The organism is Pseudomonas sp. MWU347, assembly GCF_017947305.1.
In the GTDB taxonomy this organism is placed as follows: domain Bacteria; phylum Pseudomonadota; class Gammaproteobacteria; order Pseudomonadales; family Pseudomonadaceae; genus Aquipseudomonas; species Aquipseudomonas putida_A.
The window spans coordinates 227,790-240,245 of sequence record NZ_JAFGZB010000008.1 but is presented as its reverse complement, the minus strand read 5'-3'; the positions used below and the strand labels follow the sequence as shown (position 1 = coordinate 240,245).

Sequence of the window (12,456 nt, the reverse complement as noted above, 5' to 3'; positions counted from 1 at the left end):
CTGAACCGGCGCCTTCGCGAGCAAGCCCGCTCCCACATGGGTATTGCGTGTTACTTGTTGAGCAGTTCCAGGCGCTCGCGAATCGAGGCTTCGATTCCCGCTTCATCCAGCCCGCACTCGGCCAGCATCTGCGCGGGTTTGGCGTGCTCGACGTAGATGTCCGGCAAGCCCAGATGCAGCATCGACTTGAGGATGTTCTCGCGCGCCAGGAACTCGCTGACCGCGCCACCGGCGCCGCCCATGATTGCGTTCTCCTCGATGGTCACCAGCAACTCGTGGCTGCCGGCGATCTCGCGTACCAGCGCTTCATCCAGCGGCTTGACGAAGCGCATGTCGACCACGGTCGCATCCAGCTTCTCGGCGACTTTCAGCGCTTCGGTCAGTTGCACGCCGAACACCAGCAGGGCGACTTTGCTGCCCTGACGACGGACGATGCCCTTGCCGATTTCGATCGGCTCGAGATCCTTGTCGATGGTCGCATTCGGGCCGGTGCCGCGCGGATAACGCACTGCCGCCGGGCCGTTGTACAGGTGGCCGGTGGTGAGCATCTTGCGCAGTTCGTTTTCATCGCTTGGGGTCATGATGACCATGCCCGGAATGCAGCGCAGGTAAGACAGATCGAAGCTGCCGGCGTGAGTTGGGCCGTCTTCACCCACCAGACCGGCGCGGTCGATGGCGAACAGCACGTCGAGGTTCTGCACCGCGACGTCATGCACCAACTGGTCGTAGCCGCGTTGCAAGAATGTCGAGTAGATCGCCACCACCGGTTTGGCGCCTTCGCAGGCCATGCCGGCGGCGAACGTCACGGCGTGCTGTTCGGCAATCGCCACGTCGAAGTAGCGCAGCGGGAAACGTTCGCTGAACGCCACCAGATCCGAGCCTTCCTTCATCGCCGGGGTGATCCCGACCAGACGCGGGTCAGCCGCGGCCATGTCGCACAGCCATTCGCCGAACACCGCCGAATACTTCGGCCCGCCGGCCTTTTTCGGCGCAGCGGCCGGGGCGTCGAGCGGTTCGAGCTTGGTGATCGCGTGGTAACCGATCGGGTCGACTTCCGCCGGGGCGAAGCCTTTACCTTTCTTGGTGACGATGTGCAGAAACTGCGGGCCTTTCAGATCGCGCATGTTGCGCAGGGTGGCGATCAGGGTCGGCAGGTCGTGGCCGTCGATCGGGCCGATGTAGTTCCAGCCCAGCTCTTCGAACAGGGTGCCGGGAACCAGCATGCCTTTGGCGTATTCTTCGGTGCGACGGGCGATTTCCCAGGCGCCGGGCAGGCGCGACAGGACTTTCTTGCTGCCCTCACGCATGCTCGCGTAAGTGCGGCTGGAAAGAATCTTCGCCAGATAATTGGACAGGCCACCGACGTTGCGCGAGATCGACATGTCGTTGTCGTTGAGGATCACCAGCATGTTGGCGTTGACTTCCGGCGCGTGGTTCAGCGCCTCGAAGGCCATGCCGGCGGTCAGCGCGCCGTCACCGATCACCGCAATCGCCTTGCGATCGCTGTTTTGCAGGCGGGCGGCAATCGCCATGCCCAGCGCTGCGCTGATCGAGGTGCTGGAGTGGCCGACGCCAAAGGTGTCGTATTCGCTCTCGGCGCGACGCGGGAAGGCGGCGATGCCGTCCTTCTGACGCAGGGTTTCCATGCGCTGGCGGCGACCGGTGAGGATCTTGTGCGGATACGCCTGATGACCGACGTCCCACACCAACCGGTCATCCGGGGTGTCGAAGACGTAATGCAACGCGATGGTCAGCTCGATGACGCCCAGGCCGGCACCGAAATGCCCACCGGTCTGGCCGACCGTGTAGAGCAATTCCAGGCGCAACTCATCGGCCAGGGTTTCCAGCTCGGCTTCGCCTAACCGGCGCAGGCCGTCCGGCGTGTTCGCGCGGTCGAGCAGGGGCGTGGTCGGGCGCTTGCGGGGAATCTCATGAAACGTCGTGGGCATCAGGCGAATCGTTATAGGTATAAAAGATGCGGCAGTTTACCTGATGCATCGCCCCCTGCCCACGCGTTGGTCTTTTTTGGCAGGTTGGCGTTCAGTTGCGCCGCTCGACGATATACCGGGCCAGGTCGCGCAAAGGCTCGGCTGCCGCGTCAAACGGTCGCAGCGCGTGCAGGGCCTGATCGCGCAGTTCCAGAGCGTAGGCTTTGGCGGCGTCCAGCCCCAGCAAGGCCGGGTAGGTCGGTTTGTCGCGGGCGATGTCGGCGCCCTGGCGTTTGCCGAGGGTTTCGGTATCGCTTTCGACGTCGAGAATGTCGTCCTGCACCTGAAAGGCCAGACCGATGGCCTGTGCATAAGCCTGCAGGGCTTTGAGTTGATCCTGCTCGGCGCGGCCGCTGGCCAGGGCGCCGAGCTTGACGCTGACTTCGATCAACGCGCCGGTCTTGTGCCGGTGCATTTGCTCCAGCGCTTGCTGATCCAGCTTCAGGCCGACCGAGCCGAGGTCGATGGCCTGACCGCCGACCATACCCGCCGGGCCTGCCGCGTGCGCCAGCGCCGTGACCTGTTGCAGACGGATGTCAGCGTCGAGGCTGCTCAGGCGCGGGTCGAGCAGGGCGCTGAAGGCCAGGCTCTGCAAGCCGTCACCGGCGAGAATCGCGCAGGCTTCGTCGAATTTCTTGTGGGTGGTGGGCTGGCCGCGACGCAGATCGTCGTCGTCCATCGCCGGCAAATCGTCGTGCACCAGCGAATAAGCGTGGATCAGCTCCACCGCGCAAGCCGCACCGTTGGCTTGCTCAGCCTTGCCACCCAGCGCTTCGCACGCAGCGTAGGCGAGTAGCGGACGTACGCGTTTGCCGCCGATCATCACGCTGTAGTGCATCGCCTCATACAGGCGCGATAGCTCCGGCAGCGGAGCCTTGAAGAGGATTTCCAGTGCTGCATTGACCCGCGCCTGGCTGGTCTCCGAATACGCCGCAATCATTCTGGCTGTTCCGCGTCGAAGGGTTCCTCGGCGAGTTCGCCATCGCGCTCCAGCAGCACTTGCACCTTCTGCTCGGCCTGGGCCAGCGCTGCCTGGCAGTCACGGGTCAGGCCGATGCCCTGCTCGAAAGCGGTCAGCGAGTCTTCCAGCGACAATTCCCCGTTCTCCAGACGCTCGACCAGTGTTTGCAGGTCGGCGAGGGACTGTTCGAAATCCAGTGCAGCTTTTTTGCGGGCCATGGCGGCGATTTCCGGTTGACGTTAAACCGGCGCGACACTAGCAGATAGGGGGTTTATGGGCAAATGAGCGGGGCGCGGCCGACCCTTATCCCCTCACTACAGACGCCAGTGGTCAGTTTGAGGAATCGCCCGGGTAATTGATTTTGTAGCGGGTACTCCGTCCCCCCCCCGGCATTCTTTGCAGGCAGCCCTTTTCCAGCAGTTCCGCCAGATGGCGGGTTGCCGTGGCTTTCGAGACCTTGGCCACCGCTTGATACTGTGCCGCGCTGATGCCGTGCTCGAAGCCTCGTTCTCCACCGTCGAGCAGGCGATTGAGCACTTTACTCTGCTCCACCGAAAGCTCGGATTCACGGTGCGCCTGCCAGAAGCGGGTTTTACCCAGCACACTTTCGATACGCGCGATGGCTTGCTGCAGACTGCGTAAAAGAGTCTGCAGAAACCAGGTGAGCCATTGGGTGACGTCCAGCGTCGCCTTTTGGCTGGCCTCGAGTACTCGGTAGTAGCCGTTGCGGTCATCGAGGATGCTGGCCGACATCGCGTAAAAGCGGATCGCCTGGGCTTCACCTTGCGCCAGCGCCAGATCGGTGATGGTCCGAGTCAGGCGACCGTTGCCGTCATCAAACGGATGCAGCGTGACAAACCAGAAATGCGCAATGCCAGCACGCAGCAACGGATCCAGCGCTGTTTGATGCTGGCTGGCCTCGAACCAAGTGAGAAATTTATCCACCTGCCGTTCGAGACCTTGGCGCGCAGGGGCCTCGAAATGCACAGTGGGACGGTCGAGACGACCGGAAACTACCTGCATCGGTTCGTCACCGCGAAGCGCACCGACATGCATCGACCTTGCGGTGAAGTCGCTTTCCTGATCCGGAAACAGCCATCGATGCCATTCCAGTAATCGCTCCAGCGTCAGTGGTTCAGCGAAGCGCCGGGTGGCGTCGAGCATCAGTTGGGCCAGGCCTTCGCTCCGTTGACTGACTTTATCGCTATCGGGCAACTCCAGCCCCAGGCGTCGAGCCAATGACGAGCGCACCGAGCCGACATTCAACTGTTCACCCTCAATGGCCGAAGAGGTCACGATGTTTTGCAACAGTGCGTCGAGTTCGGTCTGAGCGCTCAGGGAGTTGCCCACGGATCCAGCCATGCCCATCAATTGGCCTTGTGCCTGAACGCATTCACGCAGCAGCGGCGCCAGACGTTCTGCCTGCCAGTTGAAGTCGGGCCAATTCGGTTGCTGCCAGATCCATTGAGTGGTCATCGGTTACTGCCTGTAATAGGGCCGTGAGCCGAATAGAAATGCTATTCGGCTCATTTAGTGAGCCGAATATGACGGCTATTCGGCTCACCGTCTACTTTACGGCGTGATTCCCACCGCAAATCCAGATGTATCCGATTGTTAAAAAACTGCCGAATCGCTAATCTTCGCGCCTTCTACGACCCGCTAGTCACGGGGTCTTTCAGACGAAACGCAGTTTCCACCGCTGTGAAGTACCGAGGATCGGGTGCAAGGTTTCGTTCAGGCATGGCAGGAGGCATTACATGCGTTCATTTCTTTGGCTGCTGATCGGTCTGGCTTGCGCGCCTGCGCTGTGGGCGGCGCCGACTGCCGAGCTGTCTGAGCCATCCGGTGGCTGGCGTTATAACGGTCTGCTCGACCGCAGTGAAAACCCGCAAGTCGCCTATCCCACGCCGCCGATCGATCGCGGCATTCAGCGCAATCGCACGATGATTCAGGGCCAGCTCAAGGCCATTGGCAATCAGCGCGGGCCGCACACGCTGGCGGTCAACGGCAATCCATTGAATCTGTACACCGACGATGACGGGCGATTCGCCCGGCCGTATGCGTTCGGCGCCGGTTCCAACAGTGTCGAAGTGCGCAGTGCCGAGGGGCAGTCGCTCAAGCGCGTGCAGTTCTATGAAGCGAACAACCTGCGCACCCCGGCGAAGATCCGAGTGGTGCTCGGCTGGGACGATCCCAAGGCCGAGCTCGACCTGCACATCATCACCCCGGACGGCCAGCACGCGTTTTTCGCCCATACGGCGTTGACCAACGGTGGCGGTCTGGACCCGGATGGTGTCGATGGCCCCGGCCCGGAAATGTTCACCATGACCGCGCCGCTGCATGGCACCTATCTGGTTTACGTCAACTATTGGGGCAACTTCGGCGACGGCGGCTATAACTTCGAGGAGGCCAGCAATCAGAACGAGGTCATCACCTCGCAAATCACGCTGGTGCTCAACGAAAACACGGTCGACGAAAAACGCGAAACATTCATCGTGCCCCTGCGGGCGATCGGTGATCTGCTGCTGGTCAAGACTTTCAACTATTAAGCATCCCGCACCACGGATGAACTTCGGGTTTTGTGAACATGAGTGATAACGCTGCTTCTCCGGCCGTCCCGACACCTGCCGGCCAACCTTCCCGGCGCTGGCCGGCGCTGCTGATCGGCCTGGTCCTGGTGGCCGGGGTGGCCGGTGGTCTTGGCTGGCTGCTGCACAAGCCCAAGGTGCCGGCGGCGGCACTGGCCAGTGACAAACTCGGCCTGAGTCGTCCGGATGCGCTGCTGGAAACCCGCTCCTTGAGCCAGTTGCCCAAGGACCTGCTGACGGTGCCGTTCCTCAAGGCCACGCTCACCGAGGATTTCGTCTTCTATTACGAAACCCACGCAGACCGCCTGGGGCTGATCGGTAGCCTGCGGCGGATCATCTACGAACACGATCTGAAGCTGCAGGACAGCCTGATCGAGCAGCTTTTCGATCAACCGGCAGATGTGGCGTTGTGGCGCGGTGCGGATGGCCGGCTCAAGGATTTCCTGCTGGTGATGGACCGCGGCGGCCTGGCGAAACTGCTCGAACCGTTGGCGAAAGTGGCGTTGGACGATTCGCAACTCAGCGTCTTCGGCAGCCTCAAGGTCGGCGGTGACGAAGTACCGCTGTACCAGCTCAGCTACAACGCCAGCAAATCGCTGCTGTTCGCGTCGCGCGGCGACAAACTGGTGGTGCTGTCCAACCCGAACAAATATTACGACCCGGCCAGTGGCGAATCGGAAGAGTCCGGGCATGTCTCGCCGCAAGCGCTGGCAGCGCTGCTCAACGGCGACAAACTGTTCCCCGAGGCTTTCGGTCTGCCGGCCAAGGCGCCGGAGATCAAACAGCGTCTGTCGGTCAATTCCAGCGTCCTTGCGATGGGCTATCAGCGCTTCATCCCGAACTTCGCCGGGCTGCGTTTCGACATGGACGACAAGGGCTGGCACAGCTACCTGGCCATGGATGAACTGGATAACCAGCCGGACTTCGATTTCAAACCGGTGTGGCAAGCCATGCCGCTGGGCGCCAGTGCCTGTGTGACTCTGCCGGTGGCGGCCGAGCCGCAGAAACCGCTGCTGGTGAAACTCGGCGCCGACGAAGCGGTGGCGCAGAAGCTCACCGAGCATGTGGCTGGCGCGGCGGGCCTGTGCTGGTACGCCGATTCGCGGTTGTACACGCCGTTGCTGGTTGCCAGCCTGAAGGACGAGGACAGCGGCAAGCTCGATGGCGACCTGGGCACGTTGTTCGGTTCGATGGTGGGCGCCTACGAGACGAATGTCGATGAACACGCATTCCCGGTGGTCGAGAAACAGGAAGGCCAGAGCCATGTCTGGCAGCGTCAGGTCAGCTCCAATTTCGGCCCGTACGCCGCCAAGACTGCCGAGAATCCGGACGCGATCAGCGGTAAAGCGTTCATGAAAGTCAGCCTCGCCCGTCACGGTTCGACGCTGCTGTTTTCCCTCGACGACAAACTGGTGGACAAGGCTCTCGGTACTCTCGACAAGCGCTTCCCGCCGATGGCCGACGTGCTGCCGAAAGATGTGCTGATGCCGATCTACTTCGGTCCGGATTCGATGGCGCAACTGATGCAGCAGGAAACCCTCGACAGCCTGCCGCAGGACATGGAGCCGGTGTTCTACAACGCCGCGCAAACCTACCTGATTCCGAAACTGCGCACCCTCGGCGGCTACGGCAAATACGCCCTGACCCTGCCGGAAGGCAGCGAGCCTGACGGCCACTGGCAATGGCTGCCGCTGGAGTGGAAAGCGCTGTGACGGCATTGATCCGCAGCCTCGGCCTGCTCGCGCTACTGCTCAGCGCGGGCGCCCGCGCCGTCGAAGCACCGGCGCTGGATCCGGCGCAGTCCCAGGTGTTCCGCGCCTGGTTCGTGCGCATCGCTCAGGAACAACTGAGCCAGGGCCCGAGCCCGCGCTGGTATCAGCAGGACTGCGCAGGCCTTGTGCGTTTCGCCGCCAACGAAGCGCTGAAAGTCCACGACGACAAGTGGCTGCGCAGCAATGGCCTGTCCAATCGCTACCTGCCGCCGGAGCTGACGCTCAGCGATGAGCAGCGCAAGCTCGCCCAGCAATGGCAGCAGGGCGGCGGCAAGGTCGGGCCGTACGTCAACGCGATCAAACTGATTCAGTTCAACAGCCATCTGGTCAGCCGCGACGTGTCCCAGGCACGCCCCGGCGACCTGATGTTTTTCGATCAGGGCGACGACCAGCACCTGATGATCTGGATGGGCCGCTACATCGCCTATCACACCGGCACGACCACCCCCACTGACAACGGCATGCGTTCGGCAAGCCTGCAGCAACTCATGACATGGAAGGACACCCGATGGATACCCGACGCAGCCAACCCCAACTTCATCGGCGTCTATCGACTGAACTTTCTCTCCCAATGACCGGTGCCCGCATGCTGCGACTCTGCGCTCGAATTCCCCTGCTGCTGGCGCTGTTGCTGCCATTGGCGACCGTCAACGCTGAAGATTCGGTGGAGCCGAGCGGCTACACGCCGGTCGCCGGTGAAAGCTTCTTCCTGCTGGCCGACAGCAGTTTCGCCGCCGACGAGCAGGCGATGGTGCGTCTCGAAGCACCGGGCCGCGACTACCGGCGCTTCCGCATGGAACCGTATGGCGGCGCCGACATTCGCGTGTACCGGATCGACAAACCGCTGGACTTCCTCAAGCGCCAGAAGAACCTGCACCGCGTGGTCAGCGACGGTCAGTTCAAGGGCGAAGGCTTGTCCAACACCCTCGCGTACCTGTGGGACAACTGGTACCGCAAATCGCGGCGGGTGATGCAGCGCGCGTTCTCCTACGAGTCGCGCAAGCAGGTCACCGAGGAAGTGCCGGAACTGAAGATGGGCAACGCCATCACCGCGCCGACGCCGTACGACGCGCAGCCGCAATTCGCGCTGATTCCGGGTCTGCCGGTGGTCAGCCAGTTCCGTTATCCGCTGTGGCAAGCCAAGCCGATCCAGCCGCCGGCCGGGGTCAACCTGGCCGGGTCTTCCAGCGAGTTCGTCAGCGTTGCGCCGGGTAACGTGTACATCCCGTTGGGCAACCTGAAACCGGGCCTGTACCTGGTCGAAGCGCTGATCGGCAAGTACCGCGCGACCACCATGGTGTTCGTTTCCAACACCGTGGCGGTGAGCAAAATTGCCGGCGATGAATTGCTGGTCTGGGCCGCACGCAAACACGAAGGCAGTTCGGTGCCGAAGGTCAATGTGCTGTGGACTGACGGCCTCGGCGTGATGAGCAGCGGTGCCACTGATGCCGATGGTTTGCTGCGCCTGAAACACGTCAGCCCCGAGCGTTCGTTCGTCATTGGCGAGGACGAAGAGGGCGGGGTATTCGTCTCGGAAAACTTCTATTACGACAGCGAAATCTACGACACCAAACTCTATGCGTTCACCGACCGACCGCTGTATCGCCCGGGGGATTGGGTGTCGCTGAAAATCGTCGGTCGCGAGTTCAAGAATGCGCGGGATTCGGTGCTGCCGGGCGCTGCTGACGTCAACGTCAGTGTGCTTGATGCCACCGGCACCGAGCTGCAACGCCTCGACCTGAAACTCGATTCCAAGGCCGGTACCCAGGGCCGCTTCCAGTTGCCGGATAACGCTGTGGCCGGTGGTTACGAGATCCGCTTCAACTACAAGGATCAGGCCTACAGCAGCGCTTTCCGTGTGGCCGAGTACATCAAGCCGCACTTCGAAATTTCGCTGAATCTGGCCAAGCAGGATTACCGCACCGGCGAGCCGGTGAAGGGCAGTCTGGTGCTGCTGTACCCGGACGGCAAACCGGTGGCCAACGCCAAACTGAGCCTGAGCCTGCGTGCCCAGCAACTGTCGATGGTCGACAATGAGCTGCAATACCTCGGGCAATTCCCGGTGGAGTTGACCAGCACCGAATTGACCACCGACAGCAAAGGCAATGCGAGCCTCGACCTGCCGGCCGCCGACAAGCCGAGCCGCTATATGCTCACCGTGTTTGCCAGCGATGGCGCGGCGTATCGGGTCAAGAGCACCAAGGAAATCCTCATCGACCGTGGCGCCGCGAGCTTCCGCCTGAGCGCGCCGCAACGCTTCAGTGCGGTCAACGACAAAGTCGCGTTCAGCTACGCCAACGAAGGTGGCAGCGAGCAGAGCAAAGCGGTGACCCCAAGCAGCTACAGCTGGGTGCGTCTGGAAGACCAGAGCACTGGCGAAGGCAAACTCGCGGCGACTGACAAAGGCTTTAGTCTGGCCTTCGAGCGTCCGGGTACTTACAACCTGACGCTGAAAGATCAACACGGTCGCGTCCTCGGCGCCACCGGCCATTCGGTCACCGGCGACGGCGTCAAAGCGGTGCCGGGCACCGTGGAAATCGTCCTCGACAAGCCCGAGTACAAGGCCGGCGATGAAGCGCTGGCACTGATCACCTTCCCTGAGCCGGTCAGCGATGCACTGCTGTCGCTGGAGCGCGACAAGGTCGAAGCCACTGCGTTGCTGGCCAAGGGCGGCGACTGGCTGAAACTGGAAAAACTCAGCGACACCCAATACCGCGCGCGCATTCCGGTGAAGGACAACTTCGCGCCGAACCTGACCTTCTCGGTGCTCTACACCAAGGGCGGGCAGTACAGCTTCCAGAACGCCGGGATCAAAGTGATTGCCCCGCAAATCGACGTGGCGATCAGCACCGACAAAGCGGTGTATCTGCCGGGCGATACCGTCACCGTCGACCTGACCACGCAGTTCGCCGGCAAAGCGGTCCCGGCGCATCTGACCGTCAGCGTCGTCGATGAAATGGTCTACGCGCTGCAACCGGAAGTCGCACCGACCATCGACCAGTTCTTCTACCACCCGCGTCGCAATAATGTGCGCACCAGCGCCAGCCTGTCGTTCATCAGTTACGACGTGGCGTTGCCGGGCAGCCCCGGCGCGCCGGGCAAGGCCAACCGCAGCGAACGTGGGGTGAAAGTGCTGGAGCGCCCACGTCGTGAAGACGTCGACACCGCCGCGTGGCAGCCGGAATTGCTCACAGGTGCCGACGGCAAAACCCGTTTCACCTTCAAGATGCCGGACTCGCTGACCCGCTGGCGCATCACCGCCCGGGCTATCGCCGACGACGGCCAGGTCGGGCAGAAGAAGCAGTTTGTCCGTTCGGAAAAACCGCTGTACCTGAAGTGGAGCGGGCCGAGCAAATTCCGCAAGGGCGATCAGCCGCAACTCGGTGTGTTCGCCTTCAGCCAGGCGGAAAAACCGGTCAAGGCTGAGCTGGTCACGCATTACGCTGGCGCCGAACAACGCCTGCCGGTGACCCTGAACAACGGCATCAACTACGTGCCACTGCCAGCGTTTGCGCTGGCGACGGGTGAGTGGACCGCCGAGCTGGTGCAGGACGGCAAAACCGCTGACGCCCTCGCCGTGCGCCTGAGCGCGACCGGTGACGGCTGGCAAGTCACGCAAACCCAGAGCCTCGACGTGGCCAGCGGCGACACCCTGTTGAGCCTGCCGGCCGACGCCACCGACATTCGTCTGCGTCTGGATGACAGTCCGCAAGCGCTGTTCCGTTCCGCGCTCGACGATCTGCTGAGCTACCCGTACGGCGGCGTCGAGCAGACGGCCAGCCGTTTGCTGCCGCTGAGCATCGCTTATCCGTCGCTGGCGTCGAGCCCGCAGATCCGCGATCGCCTGCGCCTGATCATGCAGAACAGCCGCCTGCGTCTGGTGCAAATGGCCGGGCCGTCGGCGAGCTTCACCTGGTGGGGCTTCGACGGCGAGCCGGACGCGTTCCCCACCGCTTACGCCTACTACGCCGACTGGAACGCCAGTCAGGTGCTGGAACTGACCTTGCCACCGGAGCACTGGCAGCGAGTGCTGGAGGTCTACGCCAAGCAAGCGCCGAACACGCCGCTGCTGCAGCGGGCACTGATTCTGTCGTTCGCCAAGCAGATGCACCTGCCGGTGAATACCCTGCTCAGCGGTTTGATGGACGATCTGGCCAAGGCCGGTGAGGGCAATGCCGAAAACCTGATGGACGACGGTGAAGACAGCCTGGTGATGAGCGACCCGGATTCAGCGCTCGGTCTGGCGGCGGCGCGGGTATTGACCGCGGCGCTGGCGACTCAGTCGAAAGTTGCGTTGCCCGACGCGTTCAATCGCCAGGTCGCTGCGGCACAACAGCGTCTGGCGGTCAGTTCGCAGCCGTTTGTCGAAGCGCTGAACCTGTCGCTGCAAGCGTTCGATCAGGCCCGTGCGACAGCGTTGCTGCAACGTCTGCTGCCACAGCAATCGACCCTCGAACGCGCCCTGGCGCTGAGCTGGTTGCAACGCAGCATCGCTCAGGCCTCGGCGACCATCGCGCTGCTGCCGGGTGAAGGCTGGAAGAAAAACTACGGCGCCACCGGCGAGATGTACTGGACCTGGCAGGGTGCGACGCCAGTGCCGAATGTGTTGTCGGTGTCCGGTACTCAGGAGCGACCGCTGCGGGCGGCACTGAGCTTCCAGACCCAGCAACCGGCCGTCGATCCAATGGCCGTGACTATCACCCGCCGTTTGTCGCGGCTGGTGCCGGGCGACGAAGCGTTCACTTTCAAATTGGAGCCGGTCGGCAGCAAACCGCTGTCCAGCGACAGCCTGTATCTGGACGAAGTGATCCTCACCAGCAAGGCGCCGAAACCGCTGCGCTACGGCATGCTCGAAGTGCCGCTGCCACCGGGCGCCGATGTCGAGCGCACCACCTGGGGCATCAAGTTGCAGGGCAAGGACGGCACCGAGCCGACCGCGCTGGAAAAGGCGCGCTTCGAACCGGGGCAATTGGCCTACGCGGTGCCGGTGGATGCGCTGAGCGGCGAATTGCGCCTGCGCCATCTGGTGCGCTTCTCGCAGAAGGGTCAGTTCAACCTGCCGCCGGTGCGTTTCACTCAGGTCTACGCGCCGCAGCATCAGGCCCGGGAAGCGAAAGCCGCCCTCGGTCAGGTCACGGTCAACTGAC

General features: G+C 62.7%; 8 protein-coding genes. 4 read left to right on the top strand and 4 right to left on the bottom strand.

The annotated features are described in order from the left end of the window. Nucleotides 1-50 precede the first annotated feature (50 nt). The 4 genes from dxs to KCG87_RS18705 all read right to left on the bottom strand — a co-directional run bounded on the left by dxs (nucleotide 51) and on the right by KCG87_RS18705 (nucleotide 4,425). Complete coding sequence (gene dxs, locus KCG87_RS18720) at nucleotides 51-1,949, bottom strand: 1-deoxy-D-xylulose-5-phosphate synthase (protein WP_098965812.1); 1,899 nt, start codon at nucleotides 1,947-1,949, stop codon at nucleotides 51-53. Nucleotides 1,950-2,040: 91 nt separating this feature from the next. Further along, nucleotides 2,041-2,928, bottom strand: a complete 888-nt coding sequence (ispA, locus tag KCG87_RS18715) for a (2E,6E)-farnesyl diphosphate synthase (RefSeq protein ID WP_135296652.1) — start codon at nucleotides 2,926-2,928, stop codon at nucleotides 2,041-2,043. Further along, nucleotides 2,925-3,167 (bottom strand): exodeoxyribonuclease VII small subunit, encoded by a 243-nt coding sequence (locus tag KCG87_RS18710; RefSeq protein WP_003228627.1) that lies wholly within the window; start codon nucleotides 3,165-3,167, stop codon nucleotides 2,925-2,927. Before KCG87_RS18710 ends, ispA begins: the two co-directional genes overlap by 4 nt. A 112-nt stretch (nucleotides 3,168-3,279) precedes the next feature. Next, nucleotides 3,280-4,425, bottom strand: coding sequence for a Fic family protein (locus KCG87_RS18705; protein WP_098965809.1), 1,146 nt, complete (start codon nucleotides 4,423-4,425; stop codon nucleotides 3,280-3,282). A 281-nt stretch (nucleotides 4,426-4,706) separates the two neighbouring features. Here KCG87_RS18705 and KCG87_RS18700 point away from each other — a divergent pair, with 281 nt between their 5' ends. Genes KCG87_RS18700 through KCG87_RS18685 form a run of 4 tightly spaced genes read left to right on the top strand, consistent with a single transcriptional unit; the run spans nucleotide 4,707 to nucleotide 12,455 of the window. Then, a complete protein-coding gene (locus tag KCG87_RS18700; protein WP_135296650.1) occupies nucleotides 4,707-5,498 on the top strand; it encodes a DUF2135 domain-containing protein in 792 nt (263 codons plus the stop codon). 38 nt (nucleotides 5,499-5,536) lie between these two features. After that, on the top strand, nucleotides 5,537-7,249 hold the full coding sequence (locus KCG87_RS18695) for a DUF2138 domain-containing protein (protein ID WP_135296649.1): 1,713 nt from the start codon (nucleotides 5,537-5,539) through the stop codon (nucleotides 7,247-7,249). After that, nucleotides 7,219-7,884, top strand: a complete 666-nt coding sequence (locus KCG87_RS18690; RefSeq protein ID WP_049827900.1) for a DUF1175 family protein — start codon at nucleotides 7,219-7,221, stop codon at nucleotides 7,882-7,884. The genes KCG87_RS18695 and KCG87_RS18690 overlap by 31 nt, the downstream gene beginning before the upstream one ends. Next, the gene (locus tag KCG87_RS18685; RefSeq protein WP_210558591.1) at nucleotides 7,881-12,455 is read left to right on the top strand and encodes an alpha-2-macroglobulin; all 4,575 of its coding nucleotides are present in this window, start codon (nucleotides 7,881-7,883) and stop codon (nucleotides 12,453-12,455) included. The genes KCG87_RS18690 and KCG87_RS18685 overlap by 4 nt, the downstream gene beginning before the upstream one ends. The last annotated feature ends 1 nt before the right edge of the window (nucleotide 12,456 follow it).